General features: G+C 66.4%; 18 protein-coding genes and 4 pseudogenes. 8 read left to right on the top strand and 14 right to left on the bottom strand.

What is annotated here, in order from left to right; all coding sequences use genetic code 11:
* Positions 1 to 178: 178 nt before the first annotated feature.
* Positions 179 to 1,216, bottom strand: a complete 1,038-nt coding sequence (locus tag JT362_RS16120) for a sodium:calcium antiporter (protein WP_260192016.1) — start codon at positions 1,214 to 1,216, stop codon at positions 179 to 181.
* A 152-nt stretch (positions 1,217 to 1,368) separates the two neighbouring features.
* Here JT362_RS16120 and JT362_RS16125 point away from each other — a divergent pair, with 152 nt between their 5' ends.
* On the top strand, positions 1,369 to 1,776 hold the full coding sequence (locus JT362_RS16125) for a hypothetical protein (RefSeq protein ID WP_260192017.1): 408 nt from the start codon (positions 1,369 to 1,371) through the stop codon (positions 1,774 to 1,776).
* A 24-nt stretch (positions 1,777 to 1,800) separates the two neighbouring features.
* On the opposite strand, the gene JT362_RS16130 is transcribed toward JT362_RS16125, so the two are convergent.
* From JT362_RS16130 to JT362_RS16155, 7 genes and pseudogenes are all read right to left on the bottom strand, one after another.
* Positions 1,801 to 2,772, bottom strand: coding sequence for a cation diffusion facilitator family transporter (locus JT362_RS16130; RefSeq protein ID WP_260192018.1), 972 nt, complete (start codon positions 2,770 to 2,772; stop codon positions 1,801 to 1,803).
* A 202-nt stretch (positions 2,773 to 2,974) separates the two neighbouring features.
* Positions 2,975 to 3,103, bottom strand: a pseudogene (locus tag JT362_RS35610) (tyrosine-type recombinase/integrase); the annotation flags it as partial.
* A gap of 209 nt (positions 3,104 to 3,312) precedes the next feature.
* Complete coding sequence (locus tag JT362_RS16135; RefSeq protein WP_260192019.1) at positions 3,313 to 4,503, bottom strand: cytochrome P450; 1,191 nt, start codon at positions 4,501 to 4,503, stop codon at positions 3,313 to 3,315.
* The gene (locus tag JT362_RS16140; protein ID WP_260192020.1) at positions 4,500 to 5,678 is read right to left on the bottom strand and encodes an NAD(P)/FAD-dependent oxidoreductase; all 1,179 of its coding nucleotides are present in this window, start codon (positions 5,676 to 5,678) and stop codon (positions 4,500 to 4,502) included. Before JT362_RS16140 ends, JT362_RS16135 begins: the two co-directional genes overlap by 4 nt.
* Positions 5,675 to 5,869, bottom strand: a complete 195-nt coding sequence (locus tag JT362_RS16145) for a ferredoxin (protein WP_260192021.1) — start codon at positions 5,867 to 5,869, stop codon at positions 5,675 to 5,677. The genes JT362_RS16140 and JT362_RS16145 overlap by 4 nt, the downstream gene beginning before the upstream one ends.
* Positions 5,866 to 6,537 carry a TetR/AcrR family transcriptional regulator gene (locus JT362_RS16150; protein ID WP_260192022.1) on the bottom strand — a complete coding sequence of 224 codons (672 nt, stop codon included), beginning with the start codon at positions 6,535 to 6,537 and terminating at the stop codon, positions 5,866 to 5,868. Before JT362_RS16150 ends, JT362_RS16145 begins: the two co-directional genes overlap by 4 nt.
* An 8-nt stretch (positions 6,538 to 6,545) precedes the next feature.
* Positions 6,546 to 7,748 (bottom strand): cytochrome P450, encoded by a 1,203-nt coding sequence (locus tag JT362_RS16155; protein ID WP_260192023.1) that lies wholly within the window; start codon positions 7,746 to 7,748, stop codon positions 6,546 to 6,548.
* 89 nt (positions 7,749 to 7,837) lie between these two features.
* Between JT362_RS16155 and JT362_RS16160 the strand changes: the two genes are divergently transcribed.
* Positions 7,838 to 9,277 (top strand): MFS transporter, encoded by a 1,440-nt coding sequence (locus tag JT362_RS16160; protein WP_260192024.1) that lies wholly within the window; start codon positions 7,838 to 7,840, stop codon positions 9,275 to 9,277.
* A gap of 1,310 nt (positions 9,278 to 10,587) precedes the next feature.
* Here JT362_RS16160 and JT362_RS16165 read toward each other — a convergent pair.
* On the bottom strand, positions 10,588 to 10,821 hold the full coding sequence (locus JT362_RS16165; RefSeq protein ID WP_260192061.1) for an RNA-binding S4 domain-containing protein: 234 nt from the start codon (positions 10,819 to 10,821) through the stop codon (positions 10,588 to 10,590).
* A gap of 87 nt (positions 10,822 to 10,908) precedes the next feature.
* Here JT362_RS16165 and JT362_RS16170 point away from each other — a divergent pair, with 87 nt between their 5' ends.
* From JT362_RS16170 to JT362_RS16180, 3 genes and pseudogenes are all read left to right on the top strand, one after another.
* Entirely contained in the window at positions 10,909 to 11,169 is a 261-nt protein-coding gene (locus JT362_RS16170; RefSeq protein WP_260192025.1) for a response regulator transcription factor, read from the top strand.
* A 375-nt stretch (positions 11,170 to 11,544) separates the two neighbouring features.
* Positions 11,545 to 13,728: an RCC1 domain-containing protein gene (locus JT362_RS16175; protein WP_260192026.1), complete on the top strand. Its 2,184-nt coding sequence runs from the start codon at positions 11,545 to 11,547 to the stop codon at positions 13,726 to 13,728.
* A 91-nt stretch (positions 13,729 to 13,819) separates the two neighbouring features.
* A pseudogene (locus JT362_RS16180) lies at positions 13,820 to 14,623 on the top strand (IS5 family transposase).
* A gap of 479 nt (positions 14,624 to 15,102) precedes the next feature.
* On the opposite strand, the gene JT362_RS16185 reads toward JT362_RS16180, so the two are convergent.
* The 4 genes from JT362_RS16185 to JT362_RS16200 form a co-directional block, all read right to left on the bottom strand.
* Complete coding sequence (locus JT362_RS16185; RefSeq protein ID WP_260192027.1) at positions 15,103 to 15,486, bottom strand: hypothetical protein; 384 nt, start codon at positions 15,484 to 15,486, stop codon at positions 15,103 to 15,105.
* A 335-nt stretch (positions 15,487 to 15,821) separates the two neighbouring features.
* Positions 15,822 to 16,409 (bottom strand): hypothetical protein, encoded by a 588-nt coding sequence (locus JT362_RS16190; RefSeq protein WP_260192064.1) that lies wholly within the window; start codon positions 16,407 to 16,409, stop codon positions 15,822 to 15,824.
* A 734-nt stretch (positions 16,410 to 17,143) separates the two neighbouring features.
* Positions 17,144 to 17,635: a hypothetical protein gene (locus tag JT362_RS16195; protein ID WP_260192028.1), complete on the bottom strand. Its 492-nt coding sequence runs from the start codon at positions 17,633 to 17,635 to the stop codon at positions 17,144 to 17,146.
* A gap of 162 nt (positions 17,636 to 17,797) precedes the next feature.
* Positions 17,798 to 18,685, bottom strand: coding sequence for a polymorphic toxin-type HINT domain-containing protein (locus JT362_RS16200; protein ID WP_260192029.1), 888 nt, complete (start codon positions 18,683 to 18,685; stop codon positions 17,798 to 17,800).
* Between the two features lie 91 nt (positions 18,686 to 18,776).
* Here JT362_RS16200 and JT362_RS16205 point away from each other — a divergent pair.
* Positions 18,777 to 19,106: pseudogene (locus JT362_RS16205) on the top strand (transposase); the annotation flags it as partial.
* Between the two features lie 23 nt (positions 19,107 to 19,129).
* On the opposite strand, the gene JT362_RS16210 reads toward JT362_RS16205, so the two are convergent.
* Entirely contained in the window at positions 19,130 to 20,332 is a 1,203-nt protein-coding gene (locus JT362_RS16210; RefSeq protein ID WP_260192030.1) for an IS110 family RNA-guided transposase, read from the bottom strand.
* A gap of 240 nt (positions 20,333 to 20,572) precedes the next feature.
* On the opposite strand from JT362_RS16210, the pseudogene JT362_RS16215 reads away from it, so the two are divergent.
* Both JT362_RS16215 and JT362_RS35615 read left to right on the top strand, forming a co-directional pair.
* Positions 20,573 to 21,033: pseudogene (locus JT362_RS16215) on the top strand (IS5 family transposase); the annotation flags it as partial.
* On the top strand, positions 21,027 to 21,545 hold the full coding sequence (locus JT362_RS35615; RefSeq protein WP_375546503.1) for a tyrosine-type recombinase/integrase: 519 nt from the start codon (positions 21,027 to 21,029) through the stop codon (positions 21,543 to 21,545). The pseudogene JT362_RS16215 and the gene JT362_RS35615, both read left to right, overlap by 7 nt.
* The last annotated feature ends 1,299 nt before the right edge of the window (positions 21,546 to 22,844 follow it).

Consider the following 22,844-nt stretch of genomic DNA (forward strand, 5'->3'; position numbering starts at 1 on the left):
TCGAGTCCACGCCGTCGCCGGGCAGGGCCGCTCGCCGCCACCTACGTCCTCATCCTCGCGGTCACCGGGCCACTGGCCGCCCCCGGGCCGCGGAGCCCTCGCCCGGTTGGTTCAACAACATCGCGAGAGCCTGTAGGCGAGCAGGTGCGAGATCACGGTGCCGCAGAGATGCCGCGGGTCAGAGAGCGAGCGTGGCGACGGTACCGGCGTAGATGGCGGTCAGCAGGACCCCATCGAAGCCGAGGCGCCACCAGCCGCGGCGTTGCCGGACCAGCAGCCCACCGAGCAGGACGGCGGTCATCAGCAGTGCGGCGGTCGTGAGGAACAGCTGGTCGCCTCCCGCGGCGTGGAACAGTGACCCACCGCGGAAGGCCGCGTCGCCGACGACGAGGTTGAGTGCGTCGAGGCTGTTCCCGCCGATCACGGCGGCGATGGCGAGGGTGAGGGCTCCTCGGCGGACCGCGGCGATCGCGGTGACGGTCTCCGGCAGGGCGTTGATCAGGCCCATGAACACCCCACCGACGAAACCGGCGCTCAGGCCGGTGGCCGCGACGAGGCTTTCGGCGGCGCGGGCGACCGCCCAGCCGCCCACGACGACCACCGCGGCGATGCCCGCGAACTCGGCCCACAGCGAGGTGTTCGTGCGAGTGTCGAACGGGTCGTGCTGGGCGGGCTGGTCCGGTCGGGACTCGCGGGTGGTGACCGCCCGCCACATCGGCTGGGGCTGGTCGCGGATGAGTCTGAGCCCACCGACGTAGAGCCCCACCATGACCAGGGAGACCGGATGGACACCGACGACGGTGACCGGCGGGCTGAACGAGCCGAGCAACGCGGTGGCGAGCAGCACGATCAGCAGGCACCCGAACAGGAGGTTCTGCTCCGAGGCGGCGGCGTGTTCGAGGTTGACGCGCCGGTAGGCGGCGTCGGCGGCCACGATCGCCAGCGTCTGCACCGCGATCCCGCCCACGGCGTTGCTGTAGGCCAACTCGGGTTGCCCGGCCGCCGCGCTGACCCCGGTCATCACGATGCCGGACAGTGACGTGGCCAGGCCGAAGAACACCGCGCCGAAGAACGCCTCGCCCCAGCCGGTCCGATCCGCCAGCGTGTCCCCAAGACCGACCAGCCGAACACTGCACACCACCGTGAGCACACCGGCCACGGCGAAGACCACGACAGACCAGCCCACCGGCCACGGCCCAGTCAGTATCGAACTCATGCAGGCCAGCCACCGTCGCGCCGGACGGTACGCGAGTCGCCGCACTCAGTCTGGTTCATGGATGTCCAGTGTTTCGCGACCGCGGTAAGTGCGCAGCACGGACGGTTCCCGCGGGAAGTAGCGCTCGGCGGCCCCGCGACGATGCTGCTGGCGTGACCAGACACATCGCAGCTGTCGTGTTCGGCGTGCTCGTGCTGCTTGCCGGCTGCGGCAGCACTGGCGAGCAGGGCACCACGTCGGACAGCGCGCCGACCACACCATCCAGCGCCCAGCCTGGGGTGCTGGGAGTGCCGGCGAAGCCCGACGAGGCGACGGCTGTGGCGTATGTGGCCGATCTCGAGGCGATCGACCCGGACATCGTGCACGGCAAGCCGGACAAGGCCGTGAGCCGAGGCCGAGATCAGTGCTCCAGCGTGGCAGAGTGGCCCGATGATCAGGCCAAGCTGGTCGGCTTGGTGCAGCGGCGGTTCATCTCGCCCGATCATCCCGAGGGGTTCGATCCGGACAAGTCGGCGCGGATACTGGCAGTGGTGCGCCAGTACCTATGCCCCAGTCCCTGACGAGCTGACGGCGGGATGTGCCGGTCAGCCGGGTTCGGGTGGCGTCTCGACGTTCTCGGTCGTGGCGGTGTCGGCTCGGTGCGTGTCGGGGCGGCGCAGGTCGGGTTCGAGGTAGATGAGGCGGGCGATCGGCACGGCGGCGCGAACCCGGTGTTCGGCGGCGTCGATGGCCTGCGCGATCTCTCCGGCCGTGAAGGTCGCCGGCACGGCGATCTTCACGGCGACCAGCAGCTCGTCGGGGCCCAGGTGCAGCGTACGCATGTGGATGATCGAGTCCACTCCGTCGCCGGGCAGCGCCGCGGCGATCGCGGTTTGGTGCTCGCGGCTGGCGCTCTCACCCACGAGCAGCGACTTCATCTCCACGGCGAGGATCGCGGCGATGACGACGAGCAGCAGGCCGATCATCGCGGTGCCGGCGGCGTCCCACCGGCCCTGGCCGGTGAGCAGGGTCATCGACACGCCGAACAGGGCGAAGGTCAGGCCGAGCAGCGCGCCCAAGTCCTCGAGCAGGATCACCGGCAGTTCCGGTGCCTTGGCGGTACGGACGAACCGCGCCCAGGACCGGCGCCCACGAATCCTGTTCGATTCGATGACGGCGGTGCGCAGGGCGTAGCCCTCCATCGCCATGGCCACCAGCAGGACCACGATCGGCACCCACGCCCACGAGTCGATCGGGTGCGGGTCGCTCCACTTGTGCCACGCCTCGTACAGTGCGAACAGGCCACCGACACTGAACAACACGATCGACACGATGAACGCGTAGACATATCGTTCGCGCCCGTAACCGAACGGGTGCTCCGGGGTCGCCGCCCGCTTCGCGCGTTTACTCCCCAGCAGCAGCAGCGCCTGGTTGCTGGTGTCGGCGACCGAGTGCACCGACTCCGCGAGCATCGACGAGGACGCGGTCAGCAGGAACGCGACGAACTTGGTCACCGCGATCCCCAGGTTGGCGAACATCGCGGTGACAACGGCCTTCGTGCTTCCCTCAGTAGCCACCGTCGAACCGTACTGGTCAGGCGACCGGCGTGGTCGGTTGGCCGTGCCGCCCATGCTCGCGCCGATCAGCAGCAACGGCTCGGGACGCGCCTGTTTCTACCTCGGCTACACCTTGAGGAACTGGAACGCATAGGGGGCCGTAGCCGCTGTCCTTGACGCCGACCTGCTCGAAGTGCGCGCTGAGCAGTCCCCACGAGTTGATTTAGATGGCCAGGGATCCGAGCCAGCGGGTTTCGAGTGCGTCGAGGATCTGCTGGCGCATGAGCGGGGTCACGTGGTCGTAGACGCGGGCGATGCCTTTCATCTTCTGGCCTAGTTGGGCGCGGCGGGCGCCATCACCGCGGCCGAACGGGCCGAACTGATGTCCTGGTACCCCACACCTGCGGGCCACCCTGGATCAACGATCACTGGAGCCCGCCACCAGGGCGATCTCCATTTGATCTCCATTTGATCACTGACAGCCCCGAACAAGGGGACTCCTGCCATCCCAGAGACCTGCCGTCCGGCGAGGCCCCTCGGGGGGAACCTCACGGACAGCCATCACCAGGTAACCGGTAGCTCGTAAACCCCATACACGGACCCGTCATGCTTGAACGGAATCTCGTCGATCGTGGTCGCGAGGCGCAACGTCGGGATCCGCCGGTACAAAGTGCCGTACACGACCTGCAGCTCCATCCGCGCCAACGGCTGCCCCAGGCACTGGTGCACCCCGAACCCGAACGCCACGTGGTGCCGGGCGGAACGACGCAGATCGAGCCGGTCGGGGTCGGTGAACGCGGCCGGGTCACGGTTGGCGATGTCGTTGGCGAGGATGATGCCCTCCCCCGCGCGGATCACCTCGTCGGCGATCTCGATGTCCTCGAGCGCGACGCGCCGGCGCCCGTTGTGCGTGATGTGCAGGTACCGCAACAACTCCTCGACCGCCGACGCGACGAGCGTCTCGTCGGCGTCCCGCAGCAGTGCCAGCTGGTCCGGGTGCTCCAGCAACGTGGCCGTGCCGAGCGCGATCATGTTCGCGGTCGTCTCGTGCCCCGCGATCAGCATCAGCACCCCCATCTGGGCCGCGTCCGCGCGAGTCAGCTCGCCGGCGGCGATCCGCGACGTCAGACCGGACAACAGGTCGTCGCCGGGAGAAGCGATCTTCTCGCCGATCAACCCGTCCAGGTAGGCGAACAACCTGCCGAGCGCCTGTTCACGGTCCTCGGGTGTCGCGTTCCGGTTGATGATGACCTTGCTGTTCTTCTGGAAGAAGTCGTGATCCGCGTACGGCACCCCCAGCAGCTGACAGATCACCAGGGACGGCACCGGCAGCGCGAACGCTTCGACCAAGTCGACCGGGTTCGGGCCGGCGAGCATCTCGTCGATGAGGTCATCGACGATCTTCTGCACGCCGGGCTGCATGGCCGCCACCTTCTTGATGGCAAACGGCGCGGTGACCATCCGGCGCAGTCGCGCGTGCTCGGGGTCGTCCATGAGGATGAAGCTGATGGACCCACCCCGCACCGGCGCCGGGGACGGGTAGCCGGGCCGGGTGACGTCCGCGCTGACCCTGGGGTCGCTCAGCAGCGCCTTCTGGTCGGCGAAGCGGGTCACGAGCCACGGCGTGCTGCCGTCCCACAGCCGCACCCGCGCCAGCGGTGTCCGCTCGCGCAGCTCCTGCATGGCGGGCGGCGGGTCGAACGGGCACCTGTCGGCGCGCGGCGCCGGGTACTCCGCTGTTTCGATGGTCATGGCTTCCCTCCCACGAGAGCGGTACCGAGAAACTCCTGCCTGCGCAGCCGGGCCTGTTTGGGCATGTTCCAGCCGAGGACACCGGTCACCACGCCGTCCCGGCGGTAGGTCAGGACGAACCGGCCCGCCGAGGGATCGCCGTCCACCACGTCCGCGTCCGGTGCCGTGGTCCCGTGCACGTGGAGCTTCACGTCGAACTGGTCGGTCCAGAAGTACGGCACGGGGGTGTACGGCCGGTCGGCACCGAGGACGTTGTCGGCGACGCGCACGGCCTGTTCGGTCGCGTTGGTCCGGTTCTCCAGGCGCAGCGACGTGTCCAGCCCCTCGTGGTGCCAGCGGGCCACGTCACCCGCGGCGTACACGCCGTCCGCCGCGCGGCACCTGCTGTCGCACACGACGCCGTTGTCGCACGTCAGCCCGCTGTCCGCCAGCCACTCCGTGGCCGGGACAGCACCGAAAGCGACCACGACGACGTCGGCGGGCAGCACGTCGCCGGTCTCGATCCGGACTCCGGTGACCGTGCCGCGCTCCCCCGCCAGCCCGGTCACCGCGGCACCGAGCCGCAGCTCGACGCCGTTCGCCGTGTGGAGCCCGGCGAGCAGGTCCGCAGCGAAGGGTCCCAGCTGCAGGGCGAGCGGCGCGGGTTGCGGGCCTGCCATGGTGACCGCGCAGCCCATGGTCCGCGCGGTGGCGGCGATCTCGGCGCCGAGCACCCCGTCGCCCACCACGACCACGCGGGGACGGGCGAGCAGGTCGGCCCGCAGCGCGAGCGAGTCGTCGAGGGTGCGTAGGACGTGCACCCCGGCAAGGGTTTCCTGGCCCGGCAGGGTGCGGGGTCGCAAGCCGGTGGCGAGCACCACGGCGTCGGCGGCAACCACGCGGCCGGACGCGGTCGCCACCGCACGGGCGGTGACGTCGAGCCCGACGGCCGGGTCGCCGAGCACGAACTCGACTTCCAGAGTGGACAGATGAGCGGGTGGGCGGAGCCGGGCCCTGGCGGGCTCCCACGCTCCCGAGAGGACCTGTTTGGACAGTGGTGGCCGGTCGTAGGGCAGGTGCGGCTCGGCACCCAGCACGGTCAGCCTGCCGGTGTGGCCCTTGCGGCGCAACGTTTCCGCGGTGGCGAGCCCGGCGGCCGAGGCACCCACGACCAGCACGTGGCCGGGTGCGGTCACGAGCCGACCGTGATCGCGACGCCCGGGCAGACGCTCGCGGCCTCGCGCACCGTCTCGTGCAGGTCCCCGGGTGGCCGCTCGTCGAGCAGCACCACGATGCCGTCCTCGTCGCGCTGGTCGAACACGTCCGGTGCGAGCAGCACGCACGTGCCCGCACCACAGCACTTGTCCTGGTCCACGCTCACGTTCACGGTTCCCGTTCTCCTTCTCCCTGTCGATTCGTGATCGGCGCCAGCCACAGCCCGACGAGCGCGTCGATCAACCCGTCCGCCGCCTCGCGCCACGAGGCCCTCGGCGTCGGCGTCCCCTCGGCCAGCGCCCGTTCACGCTCGGCCATGACGTGCACCAGCAACTGCCGCGCCATGTCGTTCCGCTCGGCGCGGATCTCGGCGGGCAGATCCGGCAGGCAGCGGCGCAACCCGTCGACGATCCGCACCAGCGACGGCGACGACTGCGACTCCTCGACCATGATCGGCCGCAGCGCGGGGTCGGTCATGACCTGCGCGCCGAAGCGGGCGAACCAGGTGGGGCTGCCCACCGCGTCGAGGTGGTCGGCGACCGGCCGCACCAGGCAGGACAGCCAGTCCCGCACGTCGGTGCTGTCGGCGATCTTGGCAACCCTGCGCTGCCGGAGCTCCTCGATCGGCGCCGAGTGCCGTCGCGCGATCGCCCGCACCAGGTCGGCCTTCGTGCCGAAGTGGTAGCCGACGGCCGTGTTGTTACCCTGCCCGGCCGCCTCGCTGACCTGCCGGTTGGACACCGCGAACACACCGTGCTCGGCGAACATCCGCTCCGCCACCGTCAGGATCGCCTCTCGCGTCGCGTGCGCCCGCGCCGCCTTGCCCGCCGCCTTGTTCATCAACGCCATCACCACCGCACTGGTAATTCCCGGAGCCCGCCGACGACGAGCCCCTCGACTCGCCGTAGATCATCCACGGGTACCGCCAGTGCCAGCGAGGGCAGCTTGCGGAGCAGCACGTCGAGCACCGCCTGCAGCTCGGTGCGGGCGAGCGGCTGACCGATGCAGGCGTGCGCGCCGGCGCCGAACGCGAGGTGCGGGTTGGGACTGCGCCGCAGGTCCATCTCGGACGCGTGCTCGAACGTGCCCTCATCGCGGTTGGCCGCGGCCATGCTGCACACGGCGGTAGTGCCCGCGGGCAGGACCGTCCCGGCGATCTCGACGTCCTCGGTGAAGTACCGCAGCATGCCGAACCCGGCGTTCGCGTCCATCCGCAGCGCTTCCTCGACCGCGGTGCGCACCAGCGACCCGTCCGCGAGCAGCGCCTCCCAGCGGCCGCGGTCGGCGAGCAGCATCGCGACCATCTTGGCGATCATGTTGGCCGTCGTCTCGTGCCCCGCGACGAGCAGGCCGATGCCGGTGGCGACCAGGATCCGGTCGGACAGCGGGTTGCCGTCCGCGTCCGTCTCCCCGATGAGCGCGCTGAGCAGGTCGTCGCCGGGTGCCGCGCGCTTGGCCGCGATGTGGTCGGCCATGTACGCGCCGAACTCGGCCTGGGCCGCGGTCATGTCGTCCTGGGAGAACCGGGTCATCGACAGCAGCATGTCCGACCAGCGGGCGAACCGGTCGCGGTCGGTGTCCGGGACGCCGAGCAGGTCGCAGATGACCCACACCGGCAGCGGGAAACCCAGGCCTGCCTTGAGGTCCGCGGGCGCGCCGTGCTTCACCATCTCGTCGACCAGCTCCTCGGCCATCGCCTCGATGGCGGGCCGCAGCGCGGTCATCCGCTTGGCGGTGAACCACTTGCCGATCATCCGCCGCCACCGCAGGTGCCCTTCGCCCGACTGCGGCAGCACCGTCGCCATGTCGCTGTTGAACACCCCGCCCGACTCGACGTCGGCGACCCGCGCGCCCTGCCCGACCGGCCGCGTGAACCGCTGGTCGGACAGCACGGCGCGCACGTCGGCGTACCGGGTGACCAGCGCGGCCTCGTCACCGCTCGGCAGCACGACCCGGGCGACCGGGCACTGCTCGCGCAACCGCGCCCACTCGGCGGGCGGCTCCAGCGCGGCCTCGCTCGGGATCGGGTACCGCAACAGTTCCTGGGTCACCGGCTGCTCCTTCGACGCGGCGTGTGTCCGTCGCTCACAGCCTGCCCACAACTTTGAAATAAGTCAACTGATTGACTTACGGTGTGGGCATGAGTGAACTCTCCGCCGCGCCGCCGCGGCCGAATCTCGTCGTGGTGGTGTTGGCGGCGGGCGGCATCGTGGTCTCGCTGATGCAGACCCTCGTGATCCCGCTGATCCCCGAGCTACCCGGCCTGCTGGACGCCGACCCGGCTGACACCGCGTGGGTGGTCACGGCGACGCTGCTGGCCAGCGCGGTCGCGACGCCGGTCGTCGGGCGCCTCGGCGACATGTACGGCAAGCGGCGGATGCTGCTGATCAGCCTGGTGCTGCTGGTCACCGGCTCGGTCGTGGCCGCGCTGTCGAACACCGTCGTGCCGATGGTCGCCGGCCGTGCACTGCAGGGGTTGGCGGCGGGCGTGATCCCGCTCGGCATCAGCATCATGCGCGACGAGCTGCCCGCCGAGCGGCTCGGTTCCGCGACCGCGCTGATGAGCACGTCGCTGGGGGTCGGCGGTGCGCTTGGCCTGCCGTCGGCCGCCGTGCTGGCGGAGAACCTGGACTGGCACGTGCTGTTCTGGACCTCCGCGGCCCTCGGCGTCGTCGTCACCGCGCTGGTGCTGGCGTTCGTGCCGGAGTCGAATGTGCGGACCGGCGGCCGGTTCGACCTGGTCGGCGCCGCCGGCCTGTCGGTCGCGCTCGTGTGCCTGCTGCTGGCGATCTCGAAGGGCGCGGACTGGGGCTGGAATGACGGGCTCACACTGGGGCTGTTCGCGGTGGCCGTGGTCGTGCTGCTGGTGTGGAGCTGGTTCGAGCTGCGCACGCGTGAGCCGCTCGTGGACCTTCGCACCACCGCCCGCCGGCCGGTGCTGCTCACCAACCTCGCGTCGGTCGTGTTCGCGTTCGCCATGTTCGCGCAGTCACTGGTGCTGCCACAGCTGCTGCAGCTGCCGACCGCCACCGGATACGGCCTCGGGCAGAGCATGCTGGTGACAGGTCTCGTGCTGGTGCCGTCCGGGCTGGTGATGATGGCGACCGCACCGGTCTCCGCCAGGATCTCCCGCCTGCGTGGGCCGAAGGTGACGCTGATGTGCGGTGCGGTCGTGGTCGCCGCCGGGTACGGGCTCGGCGTCGTGCTGATGTCGGCGGTGTGGCAGCTGGTGCTGGTGTCCGCGTTGATCGGCGGCGGAATCGGCCTAGCGTACGGATCGATGCCCGCGTTGATCATGAGCGCGGTGCCGGTGTCCGAGACCGCGGCGGCGAACAGCCTCAACACACTGATGCGTGCGATCGGCACGTCGATGTCGAGCGCGGTGGCCGGCGTGCTCCTCGCGAACCTGACGGTATCGCTGGGACCGGTCGAGGTGCCGTCGCAGGACGGTTTCCGCCTGATCATGGCCATCGGCAGCACCGCAGCACTGGCCGCGCTGGCGATCGCGGCGTTCCTCCCCGGCCGGCATGCCGTGCCAGCGCCGACGGTGGACCAGGATGCGGTGGCCGTGATCAGGTGAGGTCGCCCGCCCTCGCGAACACCTCGCGGACAGTTCGAACTCGACCTCGGCCTGCCGTACGGGCCCGACCCGACTCCGTGGAGCAGCTACGGCAAGTTCGGCTACGTCACCTTCCGGAAGACTGACCAGGACCGGCTCAGGATGCTGCGCATCGGCGACTACCTCAGTGCACCGTTCGGCACAACCGAGTACGAGCTCGTGAACTACGGCGTCGAGGGTGTGCACCACAAAGGACTGCGGCGGCATCACGACCACCGAGCTGTACGGGGTGGAGAACAACGTGAACCTGCCGGTCAAGTACATCGGGGTCGCCCCGGCAGTTCGCGAATCCGGGCACCGATCGCGGACGCCAGTCATCGTCGGGGCGTGGGTGCGGGGACATGGGCCAAGTTACGACTCGCACCTGCCCGACGCTCCAACTTCCGCAGACGAGTCTGGCTACCCGCCGTCAACGGCAACCAGGCGCGCGGCCGGACACCCCTCGCACCCGGACTGCACTTCCACGACCTCCGCCACACCCACAAAACCTGGCTCATCGAAGACCGTGTGCCCGAAGTCCTCCAACACCAACGACTCGGCCACCGACTCGACGGCATCCGCGGCGTCTACTCCCACGTCACCCCCACGATGATCCACCACATGCTCACCGCACTCCAGACGCGGTGGGAGCAACATGGGAGCACGAATCGGGGTGACCACTACCAAACAACAAGTGTGGTCAAGATCAACTGCTCCCAAAATGCTCCCACAGACGCCAAACAGCCCACCGGTGATGATCACCAGCGGGCCGTCTGACCTGCGCATATTCAGGGTGGGCGATACTGGGATTGAACCAGTGACCCCTACCGTGTCAACGTAGATCAACAAGTACGCTGACCTGCAGAGACACGACTCCCGCAGGTCGGCGTACGTCCGTTCGGAGCAGCAGAGCGCAGTACACGGCCGGTCGATGCGCTATCCGGCTCCCAACCTGCTCCCACAGTCCGCTCCCAAGCACTACTCAACAGCGGGTATCTGCCCGTCAGCAGCCCGGACGCGATCGACATGGCGTTCAGGCATGATCAGGGAAACAGCCAAAGCGCGCGGAGCCCCAGCGGAGCTATCGCAATTTCTAGACCTGCGGAAAACGAAGAAACCAGTTTTCACCATTATCAGGACACCGAACTCTCCCGATATTCTCCTTATCCTCCAGTCGAAAGCCTTGTCCCAGGCCGACCGCATGCCGCCCGTCCGGCCCGACGCCGCCCACGAGCGGCCGCCCGATCCTTCGCTGCATCCACGAGGGCCCGCAGGAGGGGATCTGACCCAACTCACGTCACCGGACGAGCTCGCCGTCCGACGACCGCGACCACGTCGCCAGAGTGCAGCTGCGCTCCCCTACGGAACTCCACCTGCCCGTTCACCCGCACCTGGCCAGTCTCGATGAGCTCACGAGCATGCGCCCCGTCCTCGGCGAGGCCACCCAGCTTGAGGAACTGGCCAAGTCGGATCGGCAACTCTGCGACCGGAACGTCCTGGATCGATGACGACGACACGGTACTCATCATCGCCGACCGAGTCTCATCGACCGCGACCACCTCGACACCCGTTCGCCTCCGCCCACAGGGCTCGCTGAACCACCACGCTCGGCGGTGCGTTCGCTGAACGAGTTCACCGACCTGCTCTGGGAGCGAGCGACACCGGTGCCCTCGGCGGTCGCGAGCCTGCCGACACCACGCAGCGAGACGATCCTGCGGCTGCTGGCCGAGAGCCTGACCGACGAGGCCGTGGCACGGAAGCTCGGCGTCAGCGTCCGCACGGTCCGCAAGGACGTCGCGACGACGATGAGCGACATGTCGGCGCACAGCCGCTTCCAGGCCGGCGTGTACCCGGCTCGGCTGGGCATGCTCTGACAGTCTCGTGGCAGCGCCGGCGCCGGTCGGCTCCCAGCAGGTCGTAGCCGTTCGTTCGCTCGATGCGGGTGCTGGCAGCGGATGCCCGACGCTCATCAATCCCAAGGATTACGTTCAGGGCCGCGCCGGCGTGGCTCGGCCGCCGGCAGGCCGTCGTCGGTGAGAACGTGGTCGATCGGTCCAGCCGGTTCGCGTTGAGTTCGTCGACGCCGGTGAGCGTTTGCGATAGTCTCGCTGTGATCATCGGTGTCGGGGCCTGACGTATCTGGGGTACGCGTGCGGTCTCTGCTGTCTGCTGTCCTGGTCACCACGCTCGCCGCAGGTGGCCTCACGGTGTCCGCTAGCTCTCCGGCTGTCGCGCAGCCCGAGGAGCCCATGGCCGCGACGTACACCGCGACGACACCGGTGCGCGTGCTCGATACTCGGCACGCCGTCGGGAGCCCCACCACGACGCCGGTCGGACCCCGCGGGTCGTTGACCGTCGACCTCTCCGAACGGCTCCCCGCGACCGCGACGGCCGTGGTCCTCAACGTGACCGCGGTGGCGCCCACGGCCTCGACCTACATCACCGCCTGGCCCGCCGGCACGCCCCGCCCCGATGTCTCGAACCTCAACCTGGCCCCCGGCGAGACCCGCCCCAACATGGTGACCGTGGCGCTCGGCACCAGCCGTACGGTCTCCCTCTACAACAACGCCGGCAGCACCCATCTACTCGCCGACCTCAGCGGCTACTACTCCACCGGCGCGGGCGCCCGGTACACCGGCCGGGACGCCGAACGGGTCGCCGCCATCCGCCTGCCGGCCCGTGGGACAGGCGACCTGGACCTGGCGCCGTTCGTGCCGTCATCGGCGGTCGCGGTGGTGCTCAACGTGACCGGCACCCGCGCGACCGCGAACACCTACGTCACCGCGTGGCCCACCGACGCGCCACGCCCCGGTGTCTCGGCACTCAACCTGGCCGCCGGCCGGACGAGCGCAAACCTGGTGACAGTGCCCCTTGGCGCGGACCGCGGCGTGAGCCTCTACAACAACGCCGGCACCATCGACACCTTCGCCGACCTGGTCGGCTTCTACACCCCGGAGTTCGGCGCGGTCTTCGCCCCGGTCACCCCGACCCGGGTGTTCGACACCCGCAACGCCCTCGGCACGGGACTGTCCACACCCCAGGCGATTCCTGCCCGCTCGTACACACACATGCTGCCCGGCAACCCGCTGCCCGGCACCGCCGTGTCGGCCGTACTCAACCTCACCGGTGTCGCACCCACGGCCGACACCTACCTCACCGTGTACCAGTCGCGCATCGGCAGCCTCCCGAGCACCTCGAGCGTCGAGGTCGCACGTGGACAGATCACGTCTAACCTGACCGTGGCACGAGTCGAGTCGAACCCACCGTGGACACGCACGTTCGTCTACAACCACAATGGAGCGACGCACACGATCGCCGATCTCACCGGCTACTTCTGGGTGCCGCCGACGGACTGTACGACCGACTGCGCCGTGGTCTGGGGTCACAACCGCGGCACCACCGGCACCGGCACCACCACCGACCACGTGACCCGACCCGCGTCCCCGACCGGGCTCGACGGCGTCATCGCCATCGCCGACCATGCGGCGGTCCGCGACGACGGCACGGTATGGACGTGGGGCGGCAACTCCGACGGCCAGCTCGGCACCGGCTGGCGCGGCGGCGACTCCACGATTCCGTTGCGCGTCACCGGCCTGGCCGACGGCGTCGCGGTGGCAAGCGCCGAACGGGCGAACCTCGCGCTGCGCTCCGACGGCACGGTGTGGGCCTGGGGCACCAACGACAACGGCCTCCTCGGCCGCACCGGCTCGACCGCCTCGGCCGTACCGGTCCGGGTGCCCGGGCTGAACGACGTCACCGCGATCGCGGCCGCGAATGGCACCGCCTACGCCGTCCGCGCCGACGGATCGGTGTGGGCCTGGGGAGCCAACTCCCACGGCCAACTCGGACGCGGCGTGGTCAACAACCTGCCCCAGCCCCAGCCGGCACCCGTACCCGACGTCACGGACATCACCGCGGTCGCCACAAGCGGAGACCAGACCTACGCCCTGCGCGGAAACGGCACCGTGCTCGCGTGGGGCTACAACCTCAACGGCGAGATGGGCAACGGCAGCACCGGCACGATGGTGCCCAGCCCGGTCCAGGTCTCCGGCCTCACCGACGTCGTCGCCATCTCCGGCGACCTTGGGAACGGCTTCGCCGCGAAGTCCGACGGCACGGTGTGGGCCTGGGGTCAGGGTGGCTGGGGAGTACTCGGCATCGAGAACGCCTGCCAGGTGCTACCGGACTGCGCGGCCACGACGCCCAGGCAGGTACCCGGCCTCAGCGACATCGTCGACCTCGCCGGCCTCGGCGACGCCGTCATCGCACTGGACTCCACCGGACAGGTCCACGGCTGGGGCTCCAACACGCACCGCGAACTCCCCGGCACGAACGTCGGCTTCTCCACGGCCACACCACTCCCCCTGCCCGACCTCACCCACGTCGAAAACATTTCCAATGGCACCAACGGCGGCCGGGCAGTCCTGGAATAGTTGCCCGCCTCACCCCAAGAGTGTGGTCGCCGTCACACCCTCACGTAGAGCCCCTAACACATTGGGAATCTTGGTTTGGGATGATCTTGTGGTGGCTGCGCCCTGGATTGTGTCGGACGAGTTGTGGTCTCGGATCGAGCCGTTACTGCCGGTTCGGCCGGTGAGTCGGACCGGGCCGAAGCCGTTGCCGGATCGGCAGGTGCTGCAAGGGATCCTGTTCGTGCTCTACACCGGCATCGGCTGGGAGGATCTCCCTCAGGAACTCGGGTTCGGCTCCGGAATGACCTGCTGGCGCCGGCTGCGGGACTGGCAGACCGCTGGGGTGTTCGACCAGCTCCACCAGGCGCTGCTCGCGGAGCTGAACGCAGCGGGCCGGATCGACTGGTCACGCGCGTGCGTGGACGCCTCCCACGTGCGGGCGAACAAGGGGGTGCCGCGACCGGCCCGAGCCCGGTCGACCGAGGCAAGACCGGCTCCAAACACCACCTGATCTGCAAATGGCGGCGGGATCCCGCTCGCGGTGACGCTGACCGGCGGCAACCGCAACGACATCACCCAACTGGTTCCACTCCTGGACGCCCTACCGCCGGTCCGCGGCCGCCGAGGCCGACCGCGTCGCAAGCCCGACGTGATCGTGGCCGACCGCGCGGCTACGACCACGACAAATACCGCACCCTGTTACGCCAGCGCGGAATCCGACCACTGATCAGCCGGCGCGGCACCAGAGACAACAACCAACCCGTCCGATGAGAGTCGTCGAACAGACCCTCGCCCTGCTCCCCAGTTCCGCCGCCTCGCCGAACGCTGGGAACGCCGCACCGACATCCACCACGGCTTCCTCACCCTCGCCACCAGCATCATCTGCTGGCGCAGACTCCCCAACACAATGCGTTAGGAGCTCTAAGCGTCCCGATACCACGAGCCACACGCGCCCAGGGGAAGAATAGACTTCCAATGGCGGCAAGTTCGCCGAGGGTTGCGCCGCGTACTGAGACGGGAAGGTCTGAGCATATGTCATCGTCAGTATATTCGGCGCAGTATGCGTCTCGGAACTGGAGAGTTTGGTCGGTTCGGAAGTTTTAGCATGGCGAGCACAGGTCGCCTGGGTTTCCGATGGAAGGGCCAGAAGAGCCGTTGACCTCATGAACCGCGCTAGGTAGGCACCTGAGACTTGGGTCATTGGGGGAACCTTACCGTTCCGAGGGCCGTTCGACACCTTCCAGTAGGGGGCGTCACCAAAGTGCATTTGGCGAACCTAGGCTCCACTGGATGTAGCACCCAGTACAGAAGGACTGACCCAGACGTATTTGCGGAAGCCGGGGACGAACTGACCGAGGAGAGTGCTGCAGGACGTCTGCCATTCAATTGCCCCTCCTACAGCATTACTCTGGTTGGATCTACGCTGGCGGCCGGCCAAACCACGCCGTCACTATCGATCACCCAGATCGGTTCGGCGAGTGCCTCCTCCAGCCTTCGCACCGTACGCGCGAATAGATCCGCCCATCGGCACTCGACGTAGCACGTGGCCATATCGGCCAGGCCTTGCGGCAGGGAGGCCTTCTCACTCGCGACAGCCAGCTCGTCATCATCAATATCTAAGACGCCATCTTCGTTCGCGAACACTGTGAACATACGACCGTCGTCGTCCAATATCTGAACAACGGCGTTAGGTCCTGTGAGATCTAGGGACGCTTCACCTCCCTCATCAATCAGAAATTGTCGAACCTTGGCAAAAATCTCATCGTCGTTTGCTGCCAAGAAAGCGCTTTTCATTTCTATTCAGCCCACTATTCGAAGTGTCCACGTTGATATGAGGGCCCTTCACCTGATCATAGCCCATCCTAAACCTCTTGAATTCACCGTTTACCCGAGTGGTGAATCCGACTACCTTGCCGTAGGTCGTCGGCGACGATTCGCGGCGTCCGACGTACGGCTGCCGAGTAGCTGAATCGATCTCACCTAGCAGATCGAGCGCCTTGTTCCGGGCTTGTTCGCAGCTGCCGAAGCTATGCAGGACAACTTCCTTGCATCCCACACCGGAGTTGTGAACGAGAACCGGCGTCTCGCCCGCCAGCACATAGTACGTGTGTATGTCACGAATGGTGAGGTTGTATGGGTGTAGCGGGTGCGTCGTAGTCCCCAGTGGGGGTGTCTGCTTGGTATTGGCGTAGTTCGGTGGTGTGGCCGCGGGCGTTGGTGATGGTGGTGGTGCGCCACTTGTCGACCGCGCCGTCCTGGAAGACCTGGGCTACGACACGGTCGGCGCCGTCGTACTCGGTGCGGGTCAGCCCGGGGATTTCAATGTCGGAGGCGACCCAGAGATCAGTGTCTATCGGCGCGTTGTTGTAGTACGGCTGGGTTTCCTTGTGGACGCAGCCGTGGGAGTCGTAGCGGATGTCGGTCAGCAGGCGGCCGCCGCCCACCGCGGGTGCCTGCACCTGGCGTTTGCGGAGCAGGCCGTCGAACAGTGCGTGGCACGACGCGGCACAGCCGGTACGCTCCGTAAACTTCGGCAAAATGCCTACTACGACCGCAAGCGAGACGAGGGGAAACGACACCCCCAGGCCGTCATGGCGCTCGCGCGCCGACGACTCAACGTCCTCTAGGCCATGCTGCGCGATAGCACGCGATATCGACCCCACCCCGCCGCACCGCAGCTTGACAACATCAGTGGGAATCACTCACAGTGTCCATCTCGCCGGACCTTCGGCCCGGCGGGGTGTCCTGGCACCTGCGGATCGCCGCGAGTCCCGACAGCGCAGAAAGTGCTGCAGGCGGATTCAATCAATAGCCAATACTCAATGTGCTCCACCTCGTCTGGAACATGAGGACTTTACATCGATTGACCAGACGTTTCCAAACCCACGAAACAAACTCGGCTCAGAAATATCTTGCTCCCTGACTGCTGTGACGGATACGCATTTACTTTCTACATTAAAAGAACCAAAATCGGAGAAAAGATTTCCCAGTACTAGCTTTCAGCGAAGCATAATGGGCGTTCAGATGACCCAATTGCCTTAGATTCACTATTGGTCGAAATTGTCCATAGCGATCGACAAGCAGCGGAGGTACCAGCGCGGTATCATGCGAGAGACGGTGAAGTTGGACCGAGAATCCGAAACAGATCCAATCTTCCTCCGAAAAATTGAAATAAAACTCGATCAGTCCGTAATCGCGCCGCATCCAACTCTTGGGCCGCACATCATCAATGTAGTTCTTGCCAAGAGCCGCCTCGATCTCGTTAGTGGTCGACCTAAGTCGCTCATCACGCACGCTCTAATGCCTTCATCAAAAAATGCATCTCTGATGCGCGATTCTTGTGCATTCCCCACTCGCTGGCGTTCATGCTCGCCATGGCGCTTCGCGCCTTATCAATTAGATCGGCGCAAATCAAGATGACCTACGTAAGGGGCCCTTACTCCACGGCCTCGATGTTGGATATGCGAACTGCTTTTCCATCTCGCATACGACGTATGTAACAGAAACTCGAACGTTCGTAAGGAATCTCGACCACCGAGCTACGCTGAAAATTTTCTGAGTCCACCTTTGCTGCCTGAACTATATCGAAGGGGTGCTCATGTGTAACGAGACGCACAAGTGCTAAATCTTCTTCCAAAGATGACTGGCACGATATCCAACTCATAGGTGAGTAGTCCGCAACATCAATATCATAGGTCGATAACGGTAGCTGTGCGTCATCCCGCCCCCGATCCATCGCAATGGGTTGCGCAACAAAAGCATTAAATACGGCCTGCTGCAATTTCTCCCATTCGTAATGCTGCTCCATTGCATCCGCCCAGACCATTCTGGCGCGCTCAGCGACTGGCACAAGAGCAATCAGTGCCGATCGAAAATTGCTAATTAGCTCGTCGATACTGGCAGTATAGACATCGTCCTCGTCTTCCATCAGCTATCGCCCCAAAGATGCTTTATCCAGCCGAGCTGATCAGCATTCGGCGTTACCTTGCTCTGCTTTTTGAACCCGCGTCCCGGTATGACCGTCTTAACTCTTCCCGGGGTGATATCAAGTACCACTTGACCTTTTTCGTTTGTTACAAATATTCGCTTCTCATTGGCGCTCGCACCCCGCACGATCGAATTCGGGGGGGCCAACAAAGTTCTTAACATTCTTACCACCCCTACCCGCGCCCGGGAACTGAAAAGTGCTGTCTAAAATTGGCGGACATGAGTTATGAACAAGCAAAAGTTCTTCATCCGCAACTACATAGTAGGTGTGGATGTCACTGACAGTAAGATTGTAAGTGGCTTCGCTGCGGGTGGTGGCGAGCCGTAGACCTCCCACTCGGACGGTAGTGCCATCGGCGGTGAGGAGGTGGTCGCCGGGGTCGAGGTGTTGGGCTTGTTGCCATTGGTGGTCGGTGGCGTTCCAGTAGGGGTGGTCTTCGGTGGTGGTGACGGTAGCACCGTCTTCGGTGACCAAGTCGAGGACGGTGTCGAGGTGGTGCCACACAGCGGTGACGGTGCGGGCTCCACTCTTACCGGTTTCGGGGTCGGTGGCCTGGACTTGGTCGCCAACCTCGACGTCTTTGATCGGCTTGGTGCTGCCATCAGCCATTAGAACGTGTGTGTCGCCCGTGAAGCTGCACGCTTTGCCAGCTTTGCCGATCCATTTTCCTATAGTGGCGAACACTCCCAGCACCGGCGGCGTGGCGGCACCAGATATGGCCGCGTTAACGTAGTCTCCCTCGTTCAGATACAGACCAGCGTTGGCTGCATCGCAATAGTCTAGAACGATTCCACATAGATCGAGCAGGAAATGTTCCACACCACTTCCCGACGGGGGTTCATAAGGGATACAGAGCGGGTCGTCGGGGAACTCGTGGCAGAAGGCGGCACGAATCTGACCGTAGTCATCGTCTTTTCTGTTCGTGCCAGCAGCATCGATCAGGTAAGGCTTTAGACGGGTTCTACGTGTTTCCGGATCGTCGTCCAACACCCCGCTATTGACCACGCGCTCCGGATACTCTGGCGCGGTTGGTCTAAGAGCCCCTAACACATTGATGATCTTGGTTTGAGATGATCTTGTGGTGGCTGCGCCCTGGGTCGTGTCGGACGAGTTGTGGTCTCGGATCGAGCCGCTGCTGCCGGCTCGGCCGGCGAGCCGGACGGGACCGAAGCCGTTGCCGGATCGGCAGGTGCTGCAAGGGATCCTGTTCGTGCTCTACACCGGGATCGGGTGGGAGGACCTACCTCAGGAGCTCGGGTTCGGTTCCGGGATGACCTGCTGGCGGCGGCTACGGGACTGGACCGAGGCCGGGGTGTTCGACCAGCTCCACCAGGCGTTGCTGGCCGAGCTGAACGCCGCCGGTCGGATCGACTGGTCCCGGGCCTGCGTGGGTGCCTCGCACGTGCGGGCGAAAAGGTGCCCCTATGTGATTCGTCAAGCCGGTGGAAGGGGTTGGGCCTGGTAGAGGGTGCGGTCGCGGAGCATGGCGTAGAGCACGTCGATCCGGCGTCTGGCCAGGCAGGTGATGGCGGCGACGTGGTGTTTGCCTTCGGCGCGTTTGCGCTTGTAGTAGGTCCGAGAGGCGGGTTCTCGTAGTGACGCGAACGCGGAAAGGTAGAAGGCGCGTTTGAGCTGCTTGTTGCCGCGTTGGGAGGGATGTTCACCGCGGATGGAGGAGCCCGATGAGCGGGTGGCGGGCGCGAGCCCGGAGTAGGCGGCGAGGTGTCCTGCGGTGGGGAATCCGCTGGCGTCACCGACATCGATGAGGATGCGGGCTGCGGTCCTGACCCCGATGCCGGGCAGTGAGGTCAGGACCTTGGCAAGAGGGTGGGCCTCCAGCAGTTCCTCGATGCGTGTGGCGAGAAGTCTTCGCTGGTCATGAACCGCGCTCAGAGAGCTGGCGAGGCTGGGGATGATCAGTGTGGCGGCGTCGGTGCCGGGCACTGTCACCGTCTGTTCGTCGAGGGCGGCGAAGATGTCGTCGACCAGGCGTAGGGCCATACGTGGTGCCTTGGGCTGCAGCAGGAGTAGCAGCTGGCGACGTCCCGCCTTGCTGATCTGTGCAGGGGAGCCGAAGCGTTCCAGCGCCGCGCGGCCGGCCGGGTGGTCCAGGCGGGGTCCCAAGACTCGTTCCAGCGACGGGTGGATCTGGGTGAGCAGGCCACGCAGCCGGTTGGTGATCCGGGTGGATTCTTGAGCGAGGTCGTCGTCGAACCCGACGAGCATCTGCAATTCGGCGACGGTCTCGTCATCAGGAGCGAGATCGCGCAGCGTGTGCGGCATGGTGCGGGCCGCGTCGGCGATGATGAACGCGTCGCGGGCGTCGGTCTTGGCCTCCCCGGGATAGAGGTCGGCGATGCGTCGCATTGTCAGGCCGGGCAGATAAGCGACGCGACAGCCGGTGTCGCGAGCGACGGCAATGGGCAAGGCGCCGATGGAGGCCGGCTGATCGACCACGACCAACACGGTGCCGTGCCTGGCCTGAAGCTTGGTGAACACCTCCCGCAGCTTCGGTTCGGTGTTGGGCATTCGCTTATCGAATGCCTTCTTCCCAGCCGGAGTGACAGCGGTGGCGTGGTGCTCACCTTTGCCGACGTCCAGACCGAGGAAGACGCCGATTCCACCGGTATCGGTCACGCATCATCTCCTGGAACGCAGCCTTCCCGGCCTCACCTGCGGCATCAGCGTGCCGGCATCCACGTTACGAAGAGCCTGCCAACCCACGACGCGTCGGCGGTCATGCCCCTAATCAGCGGTCTGCCGATGCCTCCGGAGCCTGGTGACACCACCTTTTCGATCATGATCGACAGGGGGCGCAAGTCATGCCAGACCCGGAGGCCGGGAGCCCCATTGCGGAGCCATGAAGAAGGTAACGGGGGCTCAGCGACCGGGCCGAGTCCGGTCGACCGCGGTAAGACCGGCTTAAAACACCACCTGATCTGCGACGGCGGCGGGATCCACTCGCGGTCACGCTGACCGGTGGCAACCGCAACGACATCACCCAACTCATCCCGCTGCTCGACGCGATCCCGCCTGTCAGCGGCCGTCGAGGTCGCCCGCGTCGCAAGCCTGACGTGCTGGTGGCTGACCGCGGCTACGACCACGACAAGTACCGCCGCCTGCTCCACCAACGTGGCATCCGGCCGCTGATCAGCAGGCGCGGCACCCGAGACAACAACCAACCGGTGCGCTGGGCCGTGGAGCAGACCCTCGCCCTGCTCCACCAGTTCCGACGTCTCGCCGAACGCTGGGAACGCCGCACCGACATCCACCACGGATTCCTCAGCCTCGCCACCAGCATCATCTGCTGGCGCCGACTCCGCGCACCAATGTGTTAGGGGCTCTAACTACGTTCCGTTATCAGAGTGCGGAGGCGGCACGGGTACTCACCGCCGCCTACACCGGGATGCGGTGGGGCGAACTCACTGGGCTGCAATGGACGTGCGTCGACCTCCACCACGGCGAGATCCACGTCAGCCGGGTCGACGGGGCGCTGCACAAGATCAACGGACACCACACCCTAGGCCGGCCGAAGACACCCGCCGGTGTCCGCACCATCCACCTCCCTCGAGCCCTCATCGACCGACTCCACACCCACCAGCAAGACAGCTGCGAGACCCAGGCAGTGTTCACCGCGACGGACGGGGGCTGGTACCGGCGGTCCAACTTCCGACGGCCGGTCTGGCTGCCCGCAGTCAATGGCGGTTCCAACCGGCGCTGGACACCCCTCACGCCCGGTGTGCACTCCCACGGCCTTCGCCACACTTACAAGACCAGGGAGTCAATGGCATACCAATGCTATGCGGCTCCATCAGCGTCGTCAGGGGATCGCTCCGATGGTGATACCTGAACCTACGGTTTGATGATCAGCTTCGCCGGTCGCCTGCTGTCACCTGCTGTCACCTGCCAACATACCGCACGACCTGCAACATTAACAATCGGGAACGGACAACGTGGAGTGTCCATCGCGGTCGTTTGCAGTTGTTTTCTGGGAGTAGACCAGGGGAACGATCTTGTATCTGCCCTCTGGATGACCACCCACAAGGAGGGGGCTTCCTGCCATCCCGACGAACCGCAACCGACCTGCGGTCCCCCTCCATCCTGTTGGCCAGCCCGTCCGGCGAGGGCTGCTCTTTGTTCAGCGTGCTCGCTTGCCTCTTCCGACGTTGTTGACCACCATGGATGTAACGGCTTTGGCGGGACGACCCATGTGGTCAGGAGTGCGGAACGGTCCCGGCTTTGCACCACCACTACTGCCGCGCCTTTTCACACCGGCAGCGGTCCGGCCTGCCGCGATCGCCTTTTCGGTGTCAGGTTCGCCCGCAACAGCCTTCAGGGCGCGGAGCGCACGATTCCGCTTGCCCACCGCGGCCTGCAGCGCGCGGTTTGCTAGGCAGTACTCCATATATGCGTCAGCGATGTCGGACTTCCCAGCCGGCATATCGACCTCCACCCTGCTTGTAACAAGGAGATCGTTCTCGCCTGTGGGTATGTTTCACGCAGTGGCTCCGGCGACAGTGGGAACTTGCCCTCTGCAGCGTAGATTGAATCAGCTTCCGGGCGGTCGTTTGCTTCTTGGCCCACCTCCGGCCAACCGGCGCGCGCTGGGACCGGCGCCAGCCGCACGCCCAGCGCGCAGTGCCGAGTCGGCCATGAGCACAGCGGGCCAGCGGGCGCCGACAGGCGTCCGCCATGAACAAGTAGAGAAATTCTGAACACACTGATCACGCCGTACTCGAGGCGCGGGTCTCCGCGATGATCCACGAGAGGTAGTCAGGGCCACGGCGATACGCGGTGCGGCGAGCAGAGCGGAGGCGCCTACTCCGGCCACGATGCCCGCGGCCACTCCACGCGCGCCGAACGTGTCGTGGAGGAGGTCGCGCGCGGTCAGGCTCGTTCCGGCGAACAGCGTGCCGGCCGGAACGAGCAGCCCACCGATCACCAGCGGAGGCCAGTGCACCGAGGCGATGTTGGCGGCAACCACCGAGATCAGGTATCCGATCATCACCGCCATCGCGGCGAACACGGACCGCGAGCCCACCGCCTGACCCCACCACCTCGGTGGGGCCGGCGTGTGCCGCGTTGATGTGATCGCGGTGCTCACGCAGCACGCTCAGGGTTGCTGCGCGCGGTGCTAGCGGTGATCGGC

It is taken from the genome of Actinophytocola gossypii (assembly GCF_025165815.1).
Lineage (GTDB): Bacteria > Actinomycetota > Actinomycetes > Mycobacteriales > Pseudonocardiaceae > Actinophytocola > Actinophytocola gossypii.

Bases quoted from the DNA above. Each gene is read 5' to 3' on its own strand.
- JT362_RS16165 (WP_260192061.1), bottom strand. From the start codon at position 10,821: ATGAGTACCGTGTCGTCGTCATCGATCCAGGACGTTCCGGTCGCAGAG.
- JT362_RS16120 (WP_260192016.1), bottom strand. From the start codon at position 1,216: ATGAGTTCGATACTGACTGGGCCGTGGCCGGTGGGCTGGTCTGTCGTG.
- JT362_RS16175 (WP_260192026.1), top strand. From the start codon at position 11,545: ATGGCCGCGACGTACACCGCGACGACACCGGTGCGCGTGCTCGATACT.
- JT362_RS16150 (WP_260192022.1), bottom strand. From the start codon at position 6,537: ATGAACAAGGCGGCGGGCAAGGCGGCGCGGGCGCACGCGACGCGAGAG.
- JT362_RS16135 (WP_260192019.1), bottom strand. From the start codon at position 4,503: ATGACCATCGAAACAGCGGAGTACCCGGCGCCGCGCGCCGACAGGTGC.
- JT362_RS16160 (WP_260192024.1), top strand. From the start codon at position 7,838: ATGAGTGAACTCTCCGCCGCGCCGCCGCGGCCGAATCTCGTCGTGGTG.
- JT362_RS16195 (WP_260192028.1), bottom strand. From the start codon at position 17,635: ATGGAAGACGAGGACGATGTCTATACTGCCAGTATCGACGAGCTAATT.